This is a genomic window from Capsulimonas sp., from assembly GCF_039929585.1.
Lineage (GTDB): Bacteria > Armatimonadota > Armatimonadia > Armatimonadales > Capsulimonadaceae > Capsulimonas.
This window is the reverse complement of the sequence record NZ_JBDSQY010000323.1, coordinates 1-21,589: the sequence shown is the minus strand read 5'-3', so window position 1 is coordinate 21,589 and position 21,589 is coordinate 1. Positions and strand designations below refer to the sequence as shown.

Genomic DNA, 21,589 nt, shown 5'->3' with positions numbered 1-21,589 from the left:
CTGGAAACCGTCGGGTCGAACGTCGTCGTCAATCAAGTCGATGAAGGCACGGCGAATTACACCACGGCGCCGATCACCAAATGGATGTCCTGTACCGCCGATGGCGAGTTCAGCAGAGGCTGGTGGGGCGGCAACGGCGCCACGTACGTCACCGGACCGATGGGCGGCCAGCCGGTTGGCCCCTCGCAGCCTAACACTCCGGCCACGCATACCGATGGAGCGAATTACGTGGCGGCGGACGGCCATGTCAAATACTTGAAGCCAACTCAAGTTTCGGGCGGCTGGCAGGCCTACAGCACCACCGCGCCGCAGAATACCCATGAATCGGCCGGAACCGATTCGATGGTGATCAGCGGAACGACCAAAGCGCAGATGACGATGAGTCCGTTTTAGACGGACGATTCGCACTTAGTATTTGATGTTACGCAGAGACTGCCTGGCGATTAAACACCCGCAAGCGGTTACCCGGGCTAGCAGTGCACGATGTCGCCCTTCGGAGACCCCAGAAACGCATTCGAAGACGTTCTTACTGGAGTGCCCGGAGGGGCACATCGTGCACTGCTAGCCGCGACTTCAGTCGCCGGGCGCAGTGTGCGTAACATCAGTTAGTATATGGACTATATTTGCATTTTTCGTAAAATCTTGCAGGATCGTCTTCATCAGCGCCATCATGGAATTGCGAAATATTATAACTTTTCTGCGCGATTTTCTATCGACATTGTTTCGATCATACTATATAATGACGTCAATATCCCAATCAGGCGTCACCATTTTTTACTCAATACGACCTTTAAGGCGAATCTGTGACGGATATTATTCACCCTGGGTGAAACGCTTCAATTATCTTTAGGAGAAATTCATGTTTACCAATCATCGACGGAGCCTGATTGGCTTCACGCTTATCGAATTGCTCGTAGTCATCGCCATTATCGCGATTCTTGCCGCCATTCTTTTCCCTGTCTTCGCCAAAGCCCGCGAAAAGGCCCGCCAGATCAGCTGCGCCTCCAACGAGCGTCAGCTTGGCCTCGGATTTATGCAGTACTCGCAGGACAACGACGAGAGATATCCGCAGGGTTCAAATAACGCCACCTGGGGGCAAGGCTGGGCCGGTCAAATTTTCCCTTACGTGAAGAGCGCCGGTCTCTACAAGTGCCCTGATGACAGCTCATCGCCCAGCTCCGCCACTACAAGCGTCGTATCGTACTGTATCAACAAGAACCTTACCCCGGATCAAGGGTTCAGCAGCCTCGCCGGACTGACCGCTCCCACCAACACCGTGTTACTGTGTGAGGTGAATGGCGCGAATAACATCAATTTTACGAACGTGCCGAGCTCCGATAATTCTTCGCCCGATGCGATTGGTATTGATAACTACGACGGCAGCGGTCAATGGGATACCGGTTATTTGCTGGGTACGCAGGCAAAGCCGTGGAACTCTCATATCCGGAGTAGCACCGGCCGTCACACGGACGCTTCCAACTTCCTGCTCTGTGACGGGCATGTGAAGTGGTTCAAGCCCGGCAATGTTTCCACGGGCTATACCGCCCAGGCGGTGGACTGCAACACGCGGTCCGGATCGTCGACGCCCGCCGGCAACCCCGCCTGCTCACAGAACTGGCGCGCCGCCGGAACGTCCGTTTCGAGCGACTCCGCGAACGGCAATGCCTCCATCGCCGCCACATTCAGTCCTATCTAAATTTCGAGCGCTCGATTTGCGTGGCCTTCTGGACGGTCCCTCCCTCAGTTTTGGGGGAGGGACTTTTTTCGCCCGACCCGTTTACTTGGACGTTTTCTCTAATTTGGCGGCGCGAAAGCGCGAGCGGTACGCACGCGGGCTGAACATCGTATATTTTTTGAAGTGGAGAGAAAAGTAGCAGAGTTCAAAGCCTGCTTCGCTGGCGATTCTACTGATAGGCTCGTCCGTGTTTTCGAGCATCGCGCGGGCGTACTCTAAACGCTGGATGTCGAGGTACTTCATCGGACCGATCCCGGCATACTTACGGAAAAGATGCGACAAGTTTGACACCGACATGCAGCTTCGTGCCGCGACGCTCGCCAGCGAAATGTCCTGCTCGAAGTTCTCGCGCATAAAATCCATCGCCGCCAGAATGCGGGGGTCGATCGTGCGATGCTGTGACAATGGATTCCCGAGATCGCATTGGAGCAAGACAAGCTCCAGAGCGTTCGACATAAATTGCTGCTTGCGATGGAATAATTCCTTCGAATATTGGGCGACATGCTGCATTGCCGAAACGATGTTTTCCCATTGAACGGCGTCCGTAATCCTGATCTCCATCAATCCATCGTTATGCTTCGGCCACTGCATGAGTTCCACCCACTCTTTTTGCGGCTGGAAGTGGATCCAGGTGTAGTCCCAGGATGTTTCTTCGGTTCCGTAATCGTGTTTAATACCAGGCGGAATCAAGACGACCGAGCCGACGGTGGCGTACAAGTCATGATCGACGCCGTGAAATATCCCCTGTCCCGCCGTGGTCGCCAGAATCTGCCAGTCATCGGTGCCGGATTCGCGTATCAGCCGGTAGCCGTGGCGGACACGCCCGTGTCCCACGTAAATGGGGCCGTCATTCTCCAGCCAAGCCTGAGCGATATGTTCTCGTTTCATCGTAAATGGCGTCCCTCTGCAATTTAATTAAACCTTAAGCGCCCCAACTTCAAAGAGGTGCAGAGACAATTGTAAAATATTATAACTTTTCTGCGCGATTTTGTATCGACGCCGTTACCATAATCAACTATAATGACGCCAATATAACGTCACAGGAATACCTATGCCAAAATCACAACTGATGAGGGCCGTCCTCATCGTCGCGGCGGCCGTTCCGCTTCTTTCCACGATCGGCTACGGAGCCGATCCAAATCCACGCGAGCGGATCTTGTTCGACGCCGATTGGCGTTTTTTGCTGGAGCCGGGGACGTCCCCCACACTGTCCGGGGCGGCGACTGTCGGCGGATGGCGCTGGCAGGCGACGGTTGCGGCGGCGGGTGATCCGCCGGCGGTCGATGTCGATACGAGCGGCGCGAGTTGGGCGGACGCCGCCGTGGGGCAGGACCTATTCGGCGGCAAGCCGGGCTATGTATGGCTGAACGCCGTGCTTCCGGATGTCGCCGGCCCGGGACGCGTCATCCGCTTTGGGGCCGTGGACGATAAGGCCGATGTTTATGTCAACGGAAAGAAGCTGCTGCATCACGAAGGCTGGAACCAGCAGTTCGATGTTCCGCTGGACGATGTTTGGAACGCGAACGGGCGTAACGTGGTGACGGTCCGGGTGGAGAACGGGCAGGCCGCCGGCGGACTGGTGCGTGATGTCTCTGTGGGACGCGTTCCCGTCGCAGGCCCGGTTCCCGCGGTCACTCCGGCGCAGACCGAATTCCGGGACTTCAACTGGCGCAAGGTCCACCTGCCGCACGATTACTGCATCGAAGGGACATTCACGCCTCAGGGCGACGCCAGCCACGGCTCGCTGATCCCCGTGCCGGCATGGTACCGCAAGACCTTCACGCTCCCGGCGGCGGACCAGGGGAAGAGCCTCTGGATCGACTTCGACGGCGTATATCGCAATTCGGAAGTTTATCTCAATGGCCATCGCCTGGGCGGTCACGCCTGCGGCTATACGCCGTTCCGCTTCGATATCTCAAAGGACGCCGTTTACGGCGGCAAGAACGTGCTGTCCGTGCATGTCGATCCGACGGCGTCTGAAGGCTGGTGGTATGAAGGCGCGGGGATCTACCGTCATGTCTGGCTCAACAAAGCCGCGCCCGCGCATGTCGCTCCGTGGGGAACGTTTGTCGCCTCTCAGGTGAAAGACGCTCTGGGCAAGCCTTCGGCGACCCTGACAATCACCACGACCGTGGCGAACGACGGGGCCGCGTCCGACGCCGTGGTCGTTTCCAAAATCTACGGGCCGGACGGAAAAATCACCGCGCAGACCCAGTCGCCGCTGGCGCTCCCGGCGGGCGCTGCTGGGACAGATGTCACGCAGACGGCGTCGCTGCCGTCCGCGCGTCTCTGGTCTATTGAAAAGCCACAGCTTTACCGTCTGCACACGGAAATCATGCAGGGCGGCAAAGTGATCGATACCGAGGATACGAGCTTCGGAGTGCGGTCCATTCGATGGGACGCCGAGAAGGGCTTCTTCCTCAACGAAAAGCCGGTCAAAATTCAGGGTGTCTGCAACCATCAAGACTTCGCCGGCGTCGGCGTCGCCATTCCCGACACGCTGCAATATTGGCGCGTCAAGAAGATGCAGGGGATGGGCGCGAACGCCTGGCGTACGTCGCACAACCCACCGAATACCGCCGTTCTGGACGCTTGCGATAAAATGGGCATGCTGGTGATGGACGAGAACCGTCACTTCGGCGATACCGAAGATGGTAAGGCGAACCAGACGACGCCTTATGAAGACCTTTCCGAAGTACAGACGATGGTGCGCCGCGATCGCAATCACCCGAGCGTCATCCTCTGGTCTATGAGCAATGAAGAGTTCAATGTCGAGGGAACGGAGCACGGCGCCAAGATTTTTGCGGCGATGAAGGCGGCGGTCTTGAAGTTAGACACCACGCGTCTTGTGTCGTGCGCCATGGACAGCGGCTATAATTCGCCCGACGGCATCACTTCCGTGGAAGATTTGCAGGGGATCAATTACCATCCGTTCGATTACGACGCCTTCCATAAAGCGCACCCTACGATGCCTCTGTACGGGAGCGAGACCTCCAGTCAGGTCGCCACGCGCGGCGTCTACACTGGAGAGCCTTTCAAGAACGACTCGGGATCGTTCATCGGGATCCCCGACAAAGGCTATGTGACAGCTTACGGCGTCAATGCGCCGACCTGGGCGCAAACGGCTGAGAACGCCTGGAAATCCATCGGTGAGCGTCCGTTTGTCGCTGGCGGATTTGTCTGGACTGGCTTCGATTACAAGGGCGAGCCGACCCCCTTCGGCTGGCCGGACGTCAACTCAAACTTCGGCGTGGTGGACATGGCCGGCTTCCCTAAGGATAGCTACTGGTACTATCAATCGGTGTGGGGATCGAAGCCCGTCACCCATTTGCTGCCTCACTGGAACTGGCCCGGCAAGGAAGGACAGACCGTCAAAGTCTGGGCCTTCAGCAACGCCGACAGCGTCGAACTGTTCCTGAACGGCCAGAGCCTCGGCAAAAAGCCCATGCCTCATCTCGAACATGTCGAATGGGATGTGAACTATGCGCCGGGAACGCTCGAAGCGCGCAGCTATGACGCCTCCGGCAAAACGGTTTCCACGGACAAAGTGGAAACGACGGGTGCGCCCGCATCTCTACAGCTGACAACGGACCGCACCCAGATTTCGCCAGACGGCGAGGATCTGACCGTAGTCGAAGTCCGTGTAGTAGACGACAAAGGCCGTGTCGTTCCTATGGCGGACAACCGAATCTCCTTTGAGACCATCGGCGCCGGCCACATCACTGGCGTCGGCAACGGCGATCCAAGCGACCATGATCCGGATCAAGCCCCCAACCGCCGTGCATTCCAAGGGATGGCCATCGTACTCGTCGGCTCGGGCGACGCGAAGGGCGTGATCAAGCTCACGGCGACCGCCCCGGGGCTGAAGCCCGCGACGCTCGATCTGCAGGCGAAGTAAACGCGCGGAGATTTCAGAAAAGAAAACGCCCGGCTGCGAATAGCAGCCGGGCGTTTTCGTTTGGCAATATCGTGCCGGCGAGATAGGATTTTGCGTCCGCAATCACGAACATTGGTGAGACACCTGAATCCCTGGAGGCGCTGATTGAGCGACCATAAATTTCGTCCGCTGCCGATACCGCCCCGATCGCCCTTCTTTTCCTGGCTTCTGCGAATTTCCAGCGTGGGCCTGGCGCTCTTTTGCTACCAGGCCTATCGCCACAACTTCCAAATCAATCCACAGAAGCCCGTCGGCCATTTGCTGACCCAGGCGCTATTTTTAGCCGCTCCTATTTTATGGGCGTTCGCCCTGGTTCGCCTGCCGCAGACGACTGTCGACGGCGAAATGATTCTCTGTCAAAACCCGCCTTCGGAACTCGCCACGCGCAATTGGTGGAGCATTCTTCTTTATCTGACGCCCGCAATTACCGGCGTGATCCTGCTTGCCGAGCAGCTGGCGCAAAATCCAGTCGCCATGACGTTAGCGCACATGACTTTGGGAAGCGCACTGCTGACCGCCGCCGCGCTGTTCGCCGCTGCTCTCTGCGTCGCATGCATTCGTTTGACGCGCGGAACTCTGAGCCGCTTGAGCGACGGCCTGCGCCTGGGAAGCTCGCTCTTTCTGCCCTGGGAAACAATCGGCTCTGTCGTACAGAGCGGCGAGTTTTATGGGTTTTGCGCGCCGGGCATGGATGGGGTCACTGGGTCCTACGTCCGCGTCAAAGATCCCGAAGCGCGGCAATGGCTTGACGGAGCGCTGACGGAAGTGGGCGCGCGCGTTCGCAGCCAGCCGACTCCGCTGGATTACGCATTGCAACTCGCGTGTATTGTCATCTCAGGAGGAGCCGTCGCGCTGGGCGTATGGCTGCACGGCGCACACGGCGTGTCGTGGCAGTGGGTGCTCTTGATCGAAACCGCCGCTGCGCTCGCAGGTATTTCGGGCATCGAGATGCTGCGCGGCTTCGCCCGCGTGGAGCGCCTCAAGCCGGAGCTAAGTCGGCAAACTCCCATCTCAGCGCCTCAAGCGCCAGTGAAATTTGACGACCATTTGAATTGGTGCGTGACGACGGAAGAGGGAGAAACGGTAACACGGCGGGTTACGTTTGGACAGGGGCCAGACGGTGACGCCGCAGACGACTGGAACGCCATGGTCGATCTCGGTTACACGCTTCCACGTGAACGGCAAACCGACGCTCAGCGTATTGCGGGCGATGTGCTGAAGTACGAGGGGGAAGTCATGAACGGAGGCCATATGCAATATTTTGAGAACCGTGGCGTGGACGCCGCCGAAGCGACAATTCGTGCGCTGGAAACTCTGGGGGCGCAGGATCATCTGGCGACCCTCACAGCGGCTCTTGCGGCGTGGCGTGGCCAAACTCGCAAACCAATCCGGTCGGCGCAGGAATACTCAGCCAGGGCGATGGAGGGCGAATTTGACGCGCTCGACAAGCAATACTACGCGACGAACCCGGATCTGAACACATATCTCCGGAAGTATTTAGCCGAGCATCGCAATGAGTTCATTGTCGATCGGCCTTTTGATCGGTAAATGGCTTCAGCGGTGATGCTACGTCAAATAGAAATATAGCCATTATATATCCAAAATAGGCTATTGACTCATAATGACTCGCGTGGTAAACTGTTATTGGTAGTTTGGATATATTATGGTTATTGCTTCTGATCTCTCAAAACGACGTCTTCCCGCTTATCTGGAAGTAAGCCAGAACCTGCGTGAGCGGATCGAAGCTGGGCAGTATGCGCCGGGAGAATGGCTGCCGGCGGAGCGAGATCTCGCCGTGGAAATGAAAGTCAGCCGGCCGGTTATTCAGGCGGCCTTCAAGCATTTGCGCGAGGAAGGCGTTCTTACTCAGCAAGGCCCCGGGCATCGGCCGCGCGTGAGCGATCAGATCGGCGCCATGGGCAATCAAGGCTCGCCCGGGCCTAAATCACAGACGATTGTGGCCATCATGTCCAACGGTCCGGGGCTGGTTTGCGGGCATAACATCCTGCATGGGATCAATACGGCTCTTCGCGAGACGGAAGCGCCCTACCAGCTTGTCATTTACGATACCGATGAAGCTTACAAGCAGCGAAATGACGATGCGACCGATCCGTCGTGGGAGCGAAAATATCTCGAACAGGTGGAGCGGGACGGCGCCGCCGGCGTGATCTTATTCCACAGTGCGGGTAAGGAAACGACGCCCGTGATTGCCCGCATCCAGCAGCAGGGAATCCCACTGGTGATGATCGATCGCTATTCGGACGACATTGATTGCGATTTCGTGGGTACGGACAATCGGTCCGCCGCAAAAGCGGCGGTTGAGCATCTGATCGAACTGGGCCACCGCCGGATCGGTTATGTGCTCGCCAGCGAGCGGGTGACTTCCGTGGAAGAGCGACTGGCCGGTTACCGATCCGCGCTCGAAGCGAATGGTATCCGCTATGCGCCGGAGCTGGTGATGTCCGCCTGCTCCCCGGCGCGGCCCGCGCTGGAGTATTTTTCGAAGATGGAAAAGCCGCCCACCGCGATCTTCGCGGTGCACGACTTTGTGGCGTTCGAGCTCATTCACGAAGCGGAGAAGATGGGGATAAGGACGCCCGAAGATCTGAGCATCGTCGGGTTCGATGACATCGAATCCTACGGGCCTCGCGCGGGCATCTTGACGACGGTTCGCCAGCCTTTCCTGGAAATTGGCCGGCGCGCGGCGGAGCTTGTGCTGAGCCGTCAAAGCGCTCCGGCGCCACGGGCGAACAGACATATTTTCTTGCCGGCGACGCTGATCATCCGAAGTTCGTCCGCCGCTCCACGGTCCACCGCGAAGGATAACTTTGTTGTTCCAGCCGATTTTTTGACGAAGGGGGATGGTTAAAGCCAGACTGACATCGGACTGTATTGAAAACATATTCATCATACGAGACTTAATCCAATATGGAAAGGCAGTGTTATGAAACGGAACCAAGCGTTCACTCTGATCGAACTGCTAGTTGTTATCGCGATAATCGCGATTCTGGCTGCAATCCTTTTTCCTGTCTTTGCGGCGGCGCGCGCCAAAGCCCGGGACATCACGACGATTTCCAACCTCAGGCAGGTGTCCATCGGAGCGCTGCAGTATCAGCAGGACAACGATGGCTACAGCATGGTCTACCAGCTTTACGATTATCCGTGGAGCGGATGGGGCGTGCTGATGCAGCCCTATCTCAAATCGACCAGCGTCTGCTTCGACGCGCAGAGATCGGTACCCTACGTCCAGATCGATCCTGCCGGCCAATGGGGATGGAGTACGACCATCGCCATCAATCGGTTTGGATATGCGTCCGCATCACGCAACGCGGCGGATCAGGTCAATCCTGACCAGCTGCAGAGCCCCTCGACTCGCGCCGCATTCGTGGCGCAAGGTGATGCGGTGGATAAAAACCCCGCGACGAGCAGCGATCTCTACTCGATGCACTGGATCGACGGACAGCGCTCCGCTTGCCCGAACACGGCCAATTACAAAGACCCCAATCAATGGCAGTACAACCGTGTCTATCAAGGCGCCAAGGATTATCACCGGGGGACGCTACCCGTCGCATTCGCCGATGGCCATGTGAAGGCGATCAATATGTCGCAGTATATTGGGGGCGATAAAACTTATGGCGATTGCGAAGCGAAGTATTTCGATCCCAATGTCAGCGCGGCGCCGGGCACAAAAGAGTATAAGCTCCAGGAAATGTGGGGACGGTGGTGGGACTCGTCGTTCTAACGCTGGGCGTGAAAGCGATTAATGGAATACAGGGAGCCCTCAGACTCTCTTTGAGGGCTATCCCTGCGTTCGCTGGGAGAACATTGATATGACAGGAAAACTCTCTCCCAAGGCGTTTTGGGGGATCTGCATCGCGGTGGTGGCTGCCGTCGTTGCGGTCGTGGCCATTTTCATCCGCAGCAGCGATCCTGCGTCGCAGGGCCCAATCGCGTACAAGAAATACGATATGGGAGCGCACATGCAAGAGATGCGCGGCAAAGAAGCGGCGGGGCGCTGATGCGCCCCAAGCGATATGCTTTCGGCCGGCGTTAATGCCCGCCGCCCTGGGCCGGGCCAGCACTTGGCTTGGGTTTGCGGATCAAGAGAATGGCGGGCGCGGTGGCGACGAAGCACATTAAGATCAGCATAAAGGCGTCGTCGTAGGCGAGCGTGCGCGCCTGGCGCATCAGGGTCTGTCCCATAATGCCGAGTGCCTGCTGTTTGGCGTCGAAGAGCGACGAGCCATGGATATGCAGCATCGCCGTCAGTCCCTGCAGACGCGATTCGAAGATTGAGTTGCCGCTGGTGTAATGCGGCAGCAAGTGTATTCGGTGAAACTGTGTCATGTTTCCGATGTAAGTCGCTAGAACGGCGATGCCGAAGGAGCCGCCAAGCTGCCGCGAGAGGTTGATCAGACCGGACGCCTGCTGGATCTCCTGCGGCTTCAGACTGCTGAAGGCGGCCATGTTGATTGGCGTGAACAGCAGACCCAGCCCCAGGCCGCGAATCAGCAGCGCGAAGGCGGCGCTTTCCTGGCCGCTCTGCGGCGTCATATGGCCCAGGTCCCACATCGACGCCATAAAGAGAATGACTCCCAGGCAAAGCAGTAGGCGAAGGTCCACCAGAGGTTTGCTGCCGTTTAAGAGGCGTCCGCAGACCAGGGCGCTGAAGGCGGTCGCGAGGCCGCCCGGAAACAGGGCGAGCCCTGTCTGAGTTGGCGTGAATCCCAGGATATCTTGCGTAAAGACCGGAAAGATGTAAATGCCGCCAAATAGGCCGAAGCCGAGGGAGAGAAACAGGAACAAGCAGGCTGACAACTGACGGTTATGCAGCACGCGGAAATTTACGACCGGCGTCGCGTTGCGCGGCGATAGCTCCCAGGCGAACATCGACGCCAGGGACAGGCCGGAGACAATGGCGAGACGCAGAATCCAGGGATCGTTGAACCAGTCGTTCTTTTGACCTTCCTCCAGCACATACTGCATCGTGCCGAGGCCCACGGCGAGGAGTCCGATGCCCAGCCAATCGATCTTCGCCTTGCTGAGAGGCGTGGGTGGGTCATGAAGAAACGTTGTTACGAGCGCCACCGACGCTAGGCCGATCGGGATGTTGATGAAGAAGCACCAGCTCCACGTGTAGTTGTCCGTGATCCATCCGCCCATCGTCGGTCCGATTGTCGGCGCCACGATGATACCCATCAAGAAGATCGCCTGGACCATCCCCTGTTCTTCCTTGGGAAAGATCTGCCGCAAGGTCGCCTGCGCCGTGGAGAGCAGCGCCGCGCCGCCCGCGCCCTGGAGGATACGCCAAAAAACGATCTCAATCAGTCCCCGCGATGTGCCGCAGAAGAACGATGAGATAATAAACAGGAAGATCGAAAAGGTCAGATATCGCTTGCGTCCGAAGCGCGCCGTCAAGAACGCCGTCATCGGGAGCACGACGACATTAGACAGGATGTAGCCCGTGGAGACCCACGCAATATCCTGCACCGTCGCCCCCAAATTTCCCGCCATCGTCGGAAGCGAGACATTCACAATGGTTGTGTCAAGCACCTCCATCATCGACGCCATGATCAATCCCAGCAAAATCAGCCAGCGCGCCGCGATGAGTTCGCCCGGCGGATTTCCCGCCGCGACCTGGGTCGCCATTTTTGCATCTCTCCGTTCTTAACGTAAAAAAACAGGCATCATATTGTATCACGTTGCGTCGCATTTAGACAATCTGGGAAATATTTCAACAGTTAAGAAAATATTTTAATGGTCTGCGAAATGTATGAACGAGCGATTCTTTCACAGTTTTGAGTAAAATCATGGTAGAAAGAGTGGGTTATTGAAGATTTTCGCCTCGCAGAGCGCTGCGGACGTGCATACGGCGAAATACAATGGTATACTGAACGGGAACAAATTGGGATCGCATTTTCGTAGATAACTTCTTGCGAATAACGACCTTGGGGAGAGCCTTGACAATACGCGAGTTTATGGACCGGAATTACCGGCACTTCAATTCCGCAGTCTGTGTAGACGCCGCGAAAGCGTGGAATGAGCATTTAGAAAACGGCGGGAAGATGTTCCTGACGCTGGCCGGCGCGATGAGCACGGCGGAGCTGGGAATTTCTGTCGCTGAGTTGATTCGGCAAGACAAGGTGCACGGCATCTGCTGCACCGGCGCGAACCTGGAAGAAGATGTCTTCAACCTGGTGGCGCACACGCATTACGAGCGAATCCCGGGATACCGGGCGCTGACCGCCGAGGACGAAGTCGCGCTGCGCGACCGGGGCATGAACCGTGTGACGGACACGTGCATCCCTGAGGATCAGGCGATTCGGCGTATTGAAGACCACGTTCTGGAGCTTTGGAAAAAAGCCGACCAGGCGGGTGAAAGTTATTTCCCTTATGAGTTCATGTACCAGCTGCTCGGCAGCGGGGTTCTGGAAGGATCGTACGAGATCGATCCCAAGGATTCCTGGCTGCTGGCCGCGCGGGAGAAAAATCTGCCGATTTTTGTTCCCGGCTGGGAGGACTCGACACTGGCCAATATCTTCACGAGCCATGTGATCAGCGGTGATATCAGCCGATACGGCGTCGTCAAAACCGGCGTTGAGCTGATGGGCTTTCTGGTTCATTGGTATAAGGAGATCACCGCCAACTCGTCGCTCGGCTTTTTCCAAGTCGGCGGCGGCATTGCCGGAGACTTCCCGATCTGCGTCGTTCCGCTGATCGCCCAGGACCTCCAGGAAGAGTGCCGGCTCTGGGGCTACTTTGCCCAGATCAGCGACAGCACAACCTCGTATGGTTCGTACAGCGGGGCTGTGCCGAACGAGAAGATCACCTGGGGAAAACTCGATTCGTCGACCCCCAGCTTTATCATTGAATCGGATGCGACCATTGTCGCTCCGCTTATCTTCAACTACGTGCTAGGCAACTAAGCACGACGTTCTAGGAAACTAGCCGGTCACACAGGAAAATTTTTATTCGAAGAATGAAAAATCACACAACTTATGGCGCCCACTTAACACTCCGAATTGCAAACATCGAACGACGGCATGCTCTTCAAGGCCCCCACGGGGTCTCGGATCTGCTCGTCGACCTTATCGACCGGATCGGCATGCGCATCCTGGCAGGCCCCCTCACGGCTGAGGAGACCGGGGACCCGGAACGCCGCGGCTGGTCCAGCGTGGCGATTCTTTACGAGTCCCACTGCGCGATCCACACTTATCCAGAACTCGGGGAAGCATTCCTCGACGTGTTCTCCTGTAAGACATTTCCCATCGCCGCCATCACCACGCTGCTGACAGAGCGCTTTGGCGAATTCGCGATCGTCGAGCAAAGTCTCACCGACCGCGGCATTCACTGGGGACCGAACGTCGAGAAAGAGCTCGCCTCCTGGGTGCTGACTCGGAGCGGGAGCTAGGACGCATGCCCGGCTATTCGTTTCTTCCGCCATTCAACTTCCTGGGCCTCGCCCCGGAAGACAGCGCCTACGAGACCAGCCGGGCTCTGATCCTCCCGATCCCATACGACGCCACAACAAGCTACAAAGGCGGCGCCAAGGACGGCCCCCGGGCCATCCTAGAAGCGTCCGCCCAGATTGAGCTTTACGACGTAGAGCTGGACGCCGAGCCGGCGCTGGAGTGGGGCGTACATACGCTTCCCGCTCTTGCGCCGGATCTGCGCTCGGCTGAAGACGCCGTCAAATCCATCGCCGCCGCCATCGCCGACCTGCCCTGCCGCGAAAAACTGGTCTGCGTTCTCGGCGGCGAGCACACCGTCAGCGTCGGAGTGGCGCGCGGCCTCCACACCCACTTCGGCGAATTCGTGACCGTGCAGCTCGACGCCCACGCGGACCTGCGCGACGAGTACCACGAAACTCCGTTCAGCCACGCCTGCGCCGCCCGGCGCATCTTAGAACTCGGCGGCGAAGTCATCCAATTCGGCATCCGCTCTCTGGATCGCACCGAAGCCGACTTCCTCAAAGAGAACCCCGATAAAGTCACCGCGCATCTCGCCTCCGCAATGCGCCATGATAAATCCTACCTCACCGCCCTTATCGAAAAGATCAAAGGCAAACAAGTCTTCCTCACCATTGACCTCGACGCCTTCGACCCCAGCGTCATTCCCGCGACCGGCACCCCCGAACCCGGCGGCCTGCTCTGGTACGACGTCCTGGAGATCGTCCAAACCGTCGCCCGCGAAAGCACGGTCATCGGCTTCGACGTCGTCGAACTCGCCCCCATCCCCGGCCTCCACGCCCCCGATTTCACGGCGGCGAAGTTAGTCTATAAAGTATTGACGGCGGTTTTAGGGAAAGAATAGGCGGCAAGAGGCGCCGGCGGTTAAAACCGCGCCTGCGAGAGCGCAGAAGTCCACCTGCGTGGACTACATCATCCTTGCCATTAACGCCTACAATTCGCGTTTTATAATACGATTTCGTGATCGATTATGTAACCCACGCAGGTGGGTTTCTGCGCTCTTGCAGGCGCGGTTTTAACCGCTGGCCGACCGAGATCAGTCCGCCACCGTCAGTCCAGAACTGCCGCCGTCTTCCCATCCCCATCCTCGCGCGACGGATTCCCATCCCAGCGCATCGCCTTCAATCACGTTTTTCAGCCCTAATTTCTCCATCAGATAAAGCGCCTGGGCGCGATGGTGCATGCTGTGCGTGATCAAATGCGTTATGCCGCCGCCTAGCGAACGCTTACCGCCGCTGCCGCCGACCCACATTTCATCCGCGCGCCCTTCGCGCTCCACGCGCGTCGCCAGTTCCGCAAGCTCTTTCGAGACGAGTGAGTGGCGCCTCAGCCACCCATCGATCCCATATGTCTCCGCTAAGACTCGGTCGGGTCGTCCCATCATTCGGTCCATGTGGATTTCTGCGCATTCGATCATATGGACAAACGTGTCGCGCAGGCTTCGGTCGCCGATGTCGAAGATTTGGTCCAGCTGCGCATCGGTAAGTTCGCGGCAGCGGAACAGTAATTGGCGTGTCGTCCAGGCATCGTGTCCGAGCAGGCGGTCGAGAATGGTCATAAGGAAGCCTCTTGAATAGATGTGTTCCGATAAGCATACCGCGTTGACTTGCTTTTTGTTTGACACAAAGGAGCCAGCGAATGAATTCGCGCCTATAAGCACAGTCATCCACCTGCGTGGATTTCGGAGCTTACGGCACATCAACTATGCCTGCTGCATAAATCTGAACCCGCGAAGGCGGGTGACTGTACTTTTAGCCGTGAATTCATTCGCCAGGCTCTTGCTCAGACTGCGCCATTAATTCCGCAAATTACATTAACTGCCGGACACCAAGGCCCAACAAAAAAGCCGCCGGAGCAATCCGGCGGCGATTCTGTTTCTTTGATTTGGCCGATCTTATTCCAGTCCCGACTCCGCCCACTCGACGGCGCGCGTGAGCGCGCGCATCTTCGCCAATGTCTCCCGATACTCGTACTCGGGGACGGAGTCGGCGACGACGCCGCCGGCGGCGGCGAGGTAGATGGTGTCGCCTTTCACGAGGGCGGTGCGGATGGTGATGGCGGTGTCCATGTCGCCGCTGTAGGAGAAGTAGCCGATGCCGCCGCCGTAGTGGCCGCGACGGGTGGGTTCTAATTCCTCGATGATCTCCATCGTGCGGACTTTGGGCGCTCCTGTGAGCGTGCCGGCGGGGAAGGAGGCGCGCAGAACGTCGAATTGGTCCAGGTCGTCGCGCAGCGTGCCCGTCACTTCGGAGACGATGTGCATGACGTGGGAGTACTTCTCGATCACCATCAGTTCATCCACCGTGACGGTGCCGTATTTGGCGACGCGGCCGATGTCGTTGCGGCCCAGGTCCACCAGCATGATGTGCTCGGCGCGCTCTTTCTCGTCGGCCAGCAGGTCTGCGGCGATGGCGTCGTCCTCGGCGGGCGTCGCGCCGCGCCCGTGGCGCGAGCCGGCGATGGGGCGGATGGTCACTTGCCGATTGATCTCGGAAACCAGCACCTCGGGGGATGCGCCGACAAGCTTGGTGTCGCCGAAGTCCAGATAGAACATATACGGCGAGGGGTTAATGGAGCGCAGGGCGCGATAAACATCGAACGGATGCGCCGCGAGCTTCTTCGACATCCGCTGGCCGATTTGCGCCTGGAAGGTGTCGCCGGCGGCGATATATTCCTTGGCTTTCAGAACCGCCTCAATGTAGTTTTCTTTGGTGCGGTTCGGAACGAACTCCGTACACTCCTCGGGACGCGGCGGAGCGGGCAGGGGCGTTGGACCCTTCAGGCGCTCCAGCAGCGCCTCGATTTTGGCCACGGCGGCATCGTACTGCGCGCCAGGATCGGCGCCGCTTTCGACACGCGCGTTGCAGAGCGCGAGCATCTTGTGCTTCACATGGTCGAAGACTAAAAGAGCGTCGGTGAACAAGAAGATCGTGTCATCCAGGCCAAGGTCGTCCGTCGCCAGCTCCGGCAGCTTTTCGAAGAAGCGCACCGTATCATAGGCGATCATCCCGACCGCGCCACCGACAAAGCGCGGCAGTTCGGGCGTCGGCACGTAGGTGTAGCGGCTGAGCAGACTCTTCAGAACGTGCAGCGGATCGCGCTCGCCGACCTTCAAAGTGATCGTCTCCACACGATCGCCCTCGGTCACGGTCGCCGTGTTGCCCTTGCTTCGGAAGATCAGAAAGGGATCGCTGCCGAGAAACGAGTAACGGGCCAGGTGTTCGCCGCCGGCCACGCTTTCGAGCAGAAAGCTGTTGGGCCGGTCGCCGGCGATTTTGCGAAACGCCGAAACGGGAGTTTCCAGGTCCGCCAGCACTTCGCGCCAGACCGGGATCAGGTTGCCGCGCTGAGACTTTTCAATAAATTCGTCACGTGTTGGATACAGCATTGTCGCCATAGTATACCTGAGAGCCTTCCGTCGAGAGAGATATGCCGTCTCAAATAAGGCGCGATTTCTCTATGGCGTAAACGAGACCCCGGGTATAAAACCCGGGTCTTGGGAGCCGCTTCGCGACTAAGCGTCCGTTCCGGACGCAAATGCCGCCAATCGATTACAAGTTCTTCCGTCCGGCACGGACGGTTAGCGCGAAGCGCTCCCAAGACCCGGGTTTTATACCCGGGGAGTTTTGGCTTACGTCGTCGAGAATTGTCCTTATCACAAGAAAAGGGGCCGGGAGATTTCCATTCGTGGAAACGTCCCGGCCCCTTCTCATTTCACAATTTGCGTAGTGGTCTATGCGGCGTGCGAAGGCGTTGGACGTTTCCCGGTATTGTGGGACCGCCACCACCAATTCGCGCTGCGCTGCTGACCGCCGTGCATCATGGGTTCAGTATAACAAATTGCTGAGCGGAGTGTCAATGCTTTGCCGACAATATCCCGCTGATGGTCTTAATTCTCGATATGGTCAGGGGCGTTCATGGCGGTATGGAGAACACGAACGACGCGAATAGTATCGTCAAAACTCTCGTAGTATGCGCGGTGCCCATGCCCGCTCGCGCGTCGCTTGATTACCAAGCAGCGCAAACGAGGAAAGTCCTCGACAAGCTTCCCCCATTGAGGATTTTGGGTAAGATGCTGAATTTCCTGAATCAAGAAACTGCGATATTTGTCTGCGTGTTCGAGGCCGTAGCGTTCGGCGTTGCCGGCCCAGATTTCTGCGAGATCGGCGTCCGCCTTCTCTGTAAATTCGAGTTTCACGCTTGATGCGATCGTATCCACTGGTCGCGCTGTTCCGCATGGCGGGCGTTATGTTCATCCAGGGACAGGACGCGATTCGCACGGCTATCGGCAAATCCCTCTTCCAATGCGTTCGCAAGATCCAGCGTCATGCTCATTTCCATTGACGCCGTGTTTTCAAGCCAATCGCTGACATATTCCTCAACGCTGAGATATCCGCGGCTTTCCGCCGCTTGTCGCGCTGCATTGTAGGTGCTTTCTGGAATTTTAATGGTCACTTGGTGCATAGCTGCGTTCCTTGGCTTGTGCTGAGTTTGCGAGAACATCGTCACGTGTGTCTGGATACGGCATAGTATACCTGAAAGCACGATAAGCGCTATTTGTGAGATGGGCGGCAGCACGCGGTATGGCTGCCACCAAAATAATTATTTAGCGGTTGCATTCTCCTCATCCAGAAAGCTCCGAATGGCCGAGAACGCCTGGCCCCGGTTCTTCTCCAGCAGGACCATATGCGTTCCTTCGCCGATTTCCACCCATTGCTTAAATCGCGCCCCGGTGAGCGACTTGAAGAATTCAAGCGTTAGGTCAAGAGGCGCGTCGATGTCCCATTCCGCGTGGACGAGCAGGGTGGGGGATGTGATCTCGCCGGGATCGTAGAACGGCTTGCCGGCGGTCCAATACTCGCGGATATCCTGCACGGCGCCGCTGGGGGCGCGGATGGTCTGCGTGCCTTGTGCGTCGCTGCGGGGATCGGTGGCGATGGTCGCCGACGCCCATTGATCGAACCAGCCTTCCGGGAGAAGATCGGCGCGCTTGTGTTCGGGCGCGGCGCTGAGCCAGCGCTCTTTCATTTCCGGGACAGGGATGACACGATATGCGCCGAGCGCGCCGCCTTTGTCGATGGGGGCGGGTGTGGCGCTAAGCCACTGCGGGGCGACTAAGATCAGCTTGGCGATTTTGTCGTTGTTCTGGGAGGTGTACGCGCCGGCGACGGTGCCGCCCCAGGACATGCCGAGTAGGTTGAGCGTTGCAAGATTGAGATTCTTGAGAAGGTAATTGACGGCGGAACCCAGGTGCCGAACGGCGGTCTCCGTGCGGACGATGGGCGCGTTTTGGCCGGCGGGCTGATCCATTTCGGCGGGGCGCGTCGAGCCGCCGTAGCCGCGTACGTCGAGGGCGTAGACATCATAGCCGTGTTTTGCCAGGTCGTCCATAAAGGAGACGCCGCCGAGGGGAACGTCAAACAGGCTTTCCGAAGGGAAGGTGGCGCCGTGGATGAGAAGCAGGGTTCGGTCTGCGCCGAATGGCTCCGTGGCGGCCAGACGCTTGTTTCGAATGCGCAGTTCGATCCCCGGCGTATCGCTGGGAATGAGAAATTCTTTTGCTTCAATTGCGATCTTGTGTGCGCATCGCTGCGTTGCTGTGTTCGTCATCGTTCACTCCTTGCTTAAATATAGCGCCAATCAAAGCCATCGCTTGAGCGGGTGACCAGCCCCACGGACGTATCGGCGAAGTGCGAGCTGAAGAATGGGATGTGGCGGTCGGCGGCGTACTCCAGCGCCCAGAGGCGCGACGCCCGCGCCTGATCCTGGATCATGCAGAACACGGAGTTCCATTGCGGTTGGTAGACCTGAACGGGATGGTGCATCAAGTCGCCGCTGAACAGCGCCTCCTCGCCGCGTGATGTGAGGCGAATGGACATATGGTCGAGGCTGTGTCCGGGGGATGGGAGAAACGTCAGGCCCTCAATAGTGTCTCCCGACTCGATCATGATCGCCTGTCCCGATTCAATGATCGGAACGACGCTGTCTTGATAGCAGCCGATCTGAGAGGCGTAATGGCGAGTGTCTTGCGGCGGGCCGGCGAAATAGTCGTTTTCAATTTTGGAGAACACAAACTTGGCGTTGGGAAAGGTCGGGACCCAGCGGCCATCGACAAGGCGGGTGTTCCAGCCGACGTGGTCTACGTGGATGTGCGTGAGCAGCACATAGTCAACGGATTCGGGGGTGACGCCCGCTGCGGCGAGCCGTTCCAGATAGGGTTCGTGCAGATGATCGAGAACGGGCGCTGCCGGGCGGTCCTTGTCGTTGCCCGTTGCGGTGTCGATCAAGATCGTGTGGTTCGGCGTCTTGACGACCCAGGTGTGGATGCTCTGCGCCATATGCTCTCCGGCGGCGTCCATCGCGCCCGGTGTTTGCCAGCCGGGGCGCCGCGCCGCGACCTCGGGATCCCATTCGGGATAAAGAACCTCGGGCGTAAAGGCGTTTAGCGCCAACTCCTGCACGCGCGTCACGGTGATATCGCCGATTTTGTAAATGCTCTCCATCATTCATTTCCTTTCGTATCTCGCATTTGATATCGTTATGGCTGATAATAGTGCTCTTGTGAAGAATGCACTTTAATGTGATATACTATGCAAAAAGATACTATTGGAGTGTATTTTATGAAGACAATGCTGACCGGATGCCCTGCGGAACGAACACTGGCCGCCGTGGGCGGGCGCTGGAAGATCTTTATTTTGGAGCAGTTGTTTGGCGGAACCGTGCGATTTTCAGAGCTTCAGCGCACGATTAACGGCGTGATCTCCAGCAATGTCACGCCGAAAATGCTGACCCAGGAACTGCGTCAGATGGAGGCAAATGGATTGATCCATCGGGAAGTCTACGCGCAGGTCCCCCCGAAGGTCGAGTATTCGCTGACGCCGCTTGGCATGAGTCTGCGTCCCGTGGTGGAGGCGATGATTGAGTGGGGACGGCAGCATGAGATGGAGATGGACGGTTCCTTCACGCCCTGCACGCCGCGATCGGTGTTTGACAGCTGATGATGGGGCGCAAAAGCGGCGCGCTTGTTCCGCACGCCGCTTTGTCATACTGGGTTATTTGTATTTTACGTCGTCAAGATAGAACGTTACGGATGACCCGGATGCGCTGAGCGTCCAGGCGAAGCCCGTGACGATGTGGGAGAGATTCACGCCCTTGAGATCCACCGTGTATTGTTTCCACGTTTTCGTGAGCGTCACTTTGTCCAGCTTGCCGGAGCCGCTGTCCGGACTCTTCTTGTCCTTGCCGATCAGGCCGAAGAGGAAAGTGACGACCTCGCCGCCTTTGGCGCCGCGCGCCCAGAAGCTGAGAGTTTTCGCGCCGGTCAGATTCAAGCCGCCCTGCTTGTCGCCCCAATTGTTCTCGGGGTTCTGCCACACAACCCCGCCCCAGTTGTCTTTGGCCGTGTAGCTGGCTTTCAGACAGGTCTTGCCTGCGTGTGGATCGGTCTTGCACGCATCGTCCATCTGGATCGCGCCCGTATTGCCCATGTACCCGGACGGAGTATAGGGCAGGGTTCCTCCAGCCTCGGAGTAGATCACTAAGGGCAGCTTGGCGTGCGGCGCGGCGTCGGCCGCCATTGCCGCGCCTCCGGCGAGCAGAGACAGGCCAACTGCGGACGACACAACACTCCACTTCATTGCGATGCTTCTCCTTGCGAACGACAGCGAATAATTACTTTAGGTATTCGTATACGCAAATGATTGTACCATGGCCTTGGAAATCCGTCAAGGTGAAAGCAGCTTCTCCTATGCTTCACTTTTGCTGCCTTGCCTTGATCTTCGCGAGGTAGCTTGAGGCGTTTTGGCCGATGTCGTCATTTTGCTTCGCCAGCTCAGTCAGAAGGGGCAACGCCTCGGAATCCTTATGCTCGTGAACGAGATAAGAGGCCAGGTCGATTTTTGTATATCGGTTCGTCGGGTCATTCTGTAACGACTGGCGCTGGTATTGAATTGCTCCTGGATAGTTATGCTGAAACATCAAATAAGCCGCCATGCTGCGGAGCGCCACGGGATCGTTGGGATTGACCTTGAGAGCGGCTCGAATTTGATTGGGGTTGCTGGGTGGGATGCTCGAAACTTGCTGAACGTTGTGCGACAATTGCATGGACCACAGAAATGCCCAGCTTACGGCAAAGACAAGCATAAGAGCGACACAGCCCACGATGATCTGTTTTGTTTTCATTTCCCGTTGACCTCCGATAACTTTGAATTTGAAAACGGAATAATGATCCCATATGGTTCGCACACATTGGAAGCGGGAATATATTTCGAGAATTGCATGCTATACCGGTGTCTTTCTCACGTGGTCTGGAAGGAAGTGACTATGCCGATCCAACGATGGAGCGCCGCTTCGAGCATTGCCGTGCTGGGACTGATGACGGCTCTGGCGCCGTCCGCGCGCGCGCAGGTTCCTCTGACGCCCCATACCGTGCAGGTTCCGCCAAGTTAT

The 21,589-nt window shown here is 57.7% G+C and carries 20 protein-coding genes and 1 pseudogene; 11 read left to right on the top strand and 10 right to left on the bottom strand.

Annotated elements, in window-relative coordinates; genetic code table 11:
* Positions 1-393 (top strand): annotated as a pseudogene (locus ABIZ35_RS24845) (hypothetical protein); the annotation flags it as partial.
* A 466-nt stretch (positions 394-859) separates the two neighbouring features.
* Positions 860-1,696 carry a DUF1559 domain-containing protein gene (locus tag ABIZ35_RS24840; RefSeq protein ID WP_348222624.1) on the top strand — a complete coding sequence of 279 codons (837 nt, stop codon included), beginning with the start codon at positions 860-862 and terminating at the stop codon, positions 1,694-1,696.
* Positions 1,697-1,777: 81 nt separating this feature from the next.
* Here the strand turns inward: ABIZ35_RS24840 and ABIZ35_RS24835 are convergent, their stop codons facing one another.
* A complete protein-coding gene (locus ABIZ35_RS24835) occupies positions 1,778-2,623 on the bottom strand; it encodes a helix-turn-helix domain-containing protein (RefSeq protein WP_348222623.1) in 846 nt (281 codons plus the stop codon).
* 163 nt (positions 2,624-2,786) lie between these two features.
* On the opposite strand from ABIZ35_RS24835, the gene galA reads away from it, so the two are divergent.
* From galA to ABIZ35_RS24810, 5 genes are all read left to right on the top strand, one after another.
* Positions 2,787-5,633, top strand: a complete 2,847-nt coding sequence (galA, locus tag ABIZ35_RS24830; RefSeq protein ID WP_348222622.1) for a beta-galactosidase GalA — start codon at positions 2,787-2,789, stop codon at positions 5,631-5,633.
* Between the two features lie 144 nt (positions 5,634-5,777).
* On the top strand, positions 5,778-7,220 hold the full coding sequence (locus ABIZ35_RS24825; protein WP_348222621.1) for a DUF4375 domain-containing protein: 1,443 nt from the start codon (positions 5,778-5,780) through the stop codon (positions 7,218-7,220).
* Positions 7,221-7,335: 115 nt separating this feature from the next.
* Complete coding sequence (locus ABIZ35_RS24820; protein ID WP_348222620.1) at positions 7,336-8,541, top strand: GntR family transcriptional regulator; 1,206 nt, start codon at positions 7,336-7,338, stop codon at positions 8,539-8,541.
* Between the two features lie 75 nt (positions 8,542-8,616).
* Complete coding sequence (locus ABIZ35_RS24815) at positions 8,617-9,414, top strand: prepilin-type N-terminal cleavage/methylation domain-containing protein (RefSeq protein WP_348222619.1); 798 nt, start codon at positions 8,617-8,619, stop codon at positions 9,412-9,414.
* An 88-nt stretch (positions 9,415-9,502) separates the two neighbouring features.
* Complete coding sequence (locus tag ABIZ35_RS24810; RefSeq protein WP_348222618.1) at positions 9,503-9,691, top strand: hypothetical protein; 189 nt, start codon at positions 9,503-9,505, stop codon at positions 9,689-9,691.
* Between the two features lie 31 nt (positions 9,692-9,722).
* On the opposite strand, the gene ABIZ35_RS24805 is transcribed toward ABIZ35_RS24810, so the two are convergent.
* Positions 9,723-11,321, bottom strand: a complete 1,599-nt coding sequence (locus ABIZ35_RS24805; protein ID WP_348222617.1) for a DHA2 family efflux MFS transporter permease subunit — start codon at positions 11,319-11,321, stop codon at positions 9,723-9,725.
* A gap of 311 nt (positions 11,322-11,632) precedes the next feature.
* Between ABIZ35_RS24805 and ABIZ35_RS24800 the strand changes: the two genes are divergently transcribed.
* From ABIZ35_RS24800 to speB, 3 genes are read left to right on the top strand one after another with little or no spacing between them, the layout of a single operon-like run.
* Positions 11,633-12,598 (top strand): deoxyhypusine synthase family protein, encoded by a 966-nt coding sequence (locus ABIZ35_RS24800; RefSeq protein ID WP_348222616.1) that lies wholly within the window; start codon positions 11,633-11,635, stop codon positions 12,596-12,598.
* A 53-nt stretch (positions 12,599-12,651) separates the two neighbouring features.
* Complete coding sequence (locus ABIZ35_RS24795; RefSeq protein WP_348222615.1) at positions 12,652-13,083, top strand: S-adenosylmethionine decarboxylase; 432 nt, start codon at positions 12,652-12,654, stop codon at positions 13,081-13,083.
* Positions 13,084-13,088: 5 nt separating this feature from the next.
* Positions 13,089-13,985, top strand: a complete 897-nt coding sequence (speB, locus tag ABIZ35_RS24790; protein ID WP_348222614.1) for an agmatinase — start codon at positions 13,089-13,091, stop codon at positions 13,983-13,985.
* 192 nt (positions 13,986-14,177) lie between these two features.
* Here speB and ABIZ35_RS24785 read toward each other — a convergent pair whose 3' ends face one another.
* From ABIZ35_RS24785 to ABIZ35_RS24760, 6 genes are all read right to left on the bottom strand, one after another.
* Positions 14,178-14,699: a DinB family protein gene (locus ABIZ35_RS24785; protein WP_348222613.1), complete on the bottom strand. Its 522-nt coding sequence runs from the start codon at positions 14,697-14,699 to the stop codon at positions 14,178-14,180.
* 336 nt (positions 14,700-15,035) lie between these two features.
* Entirely contained in the window at positions 15,036-16,538 is a 1,503-nt protein-coding gene (gene trpE, locus ABIZ35_RS24780; protein ID WP_348222612.1) for an anthranilate synthase component I, read from the bottom strand.
* A 492-nt stretch (positions 16,539-17,030) separates the two neighbouring features.
* Complete coding sequence (locus ABIZ35_RS24775; protein WP_348222611.1) at positions 17,031-17,360, bottom strand: type II toxin-antitoxin system RelE/ParE family toxin; 330 nt, start codon at positions 17,358-17,360, stop codon at positions 17,031-17,033.
* Positions 17,336-17,605, bottom strand: a complete 270-nt coding sequence (locus tag ABIZ35_RS24770; RefSeq protein WP_348222610.1) for a hypothetical protein — start codon at positions 17,603-17,605, stop codon at positions 17,336-17,338. The genes ABIZ35_RS24775 and ABIZ35_RS24770 overlap by 25 nt, the downstream gene beginning before the upstream one ends.
* A 138-nt stretch (positions 17,606-17,743) precedes the next feature.
* Positions 17,744-18,751 (bottom strand): alpha/beta fold hydrolase, encoded by a 1,008-nt coding sequence (locus ABIZ35_RS24765; RefSeq protein ID WP_348222609.1) that lies wholly within the window; start codon positions 18,749-18,751, stop codon positions 17,744-17,746.
* Between the two features lie 14 nt (positions 18,752-18,765).
* Complete coding sequence (locus ABIZ35_RS24760) at positions 18,766-19,647, bottom strand: MBL fold metallo-hydrolase (protein ID WP_348222608.1); 882 nt, start codon at positions 19,645-19,647, stop codon at positions 18,766-18,768.
* 114 nt (positions 19,648-19,761) lie between these two features.
* Between ABIZ35_RS24760 and ABIZ35_RS24755 the strand changes: the two genes are divergently transcribed.
* Entirely contained in the window at positions 19,762-20,139 is a 378-nt protein-coding gene (locus ABIZ35_RS24755; protein ID WP_348222607.1) for a helix-turn-helix domain-containing protein, read from the top strand.
* Between the two features lie 54 nt (positions 20,140-20,193).
* Here the strand turns inward: ABIZ35_RS24755 and ABIZ35_RS24750 are convergent, their stop codons facing one another.
* Together ABIZ35_RS24750 and ABIZ35_RS24745 are read right to left on the bottom strand one after the other, a co-directional pair.
* Positions 20,194-20,778: a hypothetical protein gene (locus ABIZ35_RS24750; RefSeq protein WP_348222606.1), complete on the bottom strand. Its 585-nt coding sequence runs from the start codon at positions 20,776-20,778 to the stop codon at positions 20,194-20,196.
* A gap of 115 nt (positions 20,779-20,893) precedes the next feature.
* Positions 20,894-21,322, bottom strand: coding sequence for a hypothetical protein (locus ABIZ35_RS24745; protein ID WP_348222605.1), 429 nt, complete (start codon positions 21,320-21,322; stop codon positions 20,894-20,896).
* Positions 21,323-21,589 lie beyond the last annotated feature (267 nt).

Excerpts from the sequence above, each read along its gene's own strand:
- ABIZ35_RS24785 (WP_348222613.1), bottom strand. The coding sequence starts at position 14,699 with ATGACCATTCTCGACCGCCTGCTCGGACACGATGCCTGGACGACACGC.
- ABIZ35_RS24815 (WP_348222619.1), top strand. The coding sequence starts at position 8,617 with ATGAAACGGAACCAAGCGTTCACTCTGATCGAACTGCTAGTTGTTATC.
- ABIZ35_RS24795 (WP_348222615.1), top strand. The coding sequence starts at position 12,652 with ATGAAAAATCACACAACTTATGGCGCCCACTTAACACTCCGAATTGCA.
- ABIZ35_RS24835 (WP_348222623.1), bottom strand. The coding sequence starts at position 2,623 with ATGAAACGAGAACATATCGCTCAGGCTTGGCTGGAGAATGACGGCCCC.
- trpE (WP_348222612.1), bottom strand. The coding sequence starts at position 16,538 with ATGGCGACAATGCTGTATCCAACACGTGACGAATTTATTGAAAAGTCT.
- ABIZ35_RS24840 (WP_348222624.1), top strand. The coding sequence starts at position 860 with ATGTTTACCAATCATCGACGGAGCCTGATTGGCTTCACGCTTATCGAA.
- ABIZ35_RS24755 (WP_348222607.1), top strand. The coding sequence starts at position 19,762 with ATGAAGACAATGCTGACCGGATGCCCTGCGGAACGAACACTGGCCGCC.
- ABIZ35_RS24810 (WP_348222618.1), top strand. The coding sequence starts at position 9,503 with ATGACAGGAAAACTCTCTCCCAAGGCGTTTTGGGGGATCTGCATCGCG.
- ABIZ35_RS24765 (WP_348222609.1), bottom strand. The coding sequence starts at position 18,751 with ATGACGAACACAGCAACGCAGCGATGCGCACACAAGATCGCAATTGAA.
- galA (WP_348222622.1), top strand. The coding sequence starts at position 2,787 with ATGCCAAAATCACAACTGATGAGGGCCGTCCTCATCGTCGCGGCGGCC.
- ABIZ35_RS24745 (WP_348222605.1), bottom strand. The coding sequence starts at position 21,322 with ATGAAAACAAAACAGATCATCGTGGGCTGTGTCGCTCTTATGCTTGTC.
- ABIZ35_RS24750 (WP_348222606.1), bottom strand. The coding sequence starts at position 20,778 with ATGAAGTGGAGTGTTGTGTCGTCCGCAGTTGGCCTGTCTCTGCTCGCC.
- ABIZ35_RS24770 (WP_348222610.1), bottom strand. The coding sequence starts at position 17,605 with ATGCACCAAGTGACCATTAAAATTCCAGAAAGCACCTACAATGCAGCG.
- ABIZ35_RS24760 (WP_348222608.1), bottom strand. The coding sequence starts at position 19,647 with ATGATGGAGAGCATTTACAAAATCGGCGATATCACCGTGACGCGCGTG.
- ABIZ35_RS24805 (WP_348222617.1), bottom strand. The coding sequence starts at position 11,321 with ATGGCGACCCAGGTCGCGGCGGGAAATCCGCCGGGCGAACTCATCGCG.
- ABIZ35_RS24820 (WP_348222620.1), top strand. The coding sequence starts at position 7,336 with ATGGTTATTGCTTCTGATCTCTCAAAACGACGTCTTCCCGCTTATCTG.
- speB (WP_348222614.1), top strand. The coding sequence starts at position 13,089 with ATGCCCGGCTATTCGTTTCTTCCGCCATTCAACTTCCTGGGCCTCGCC.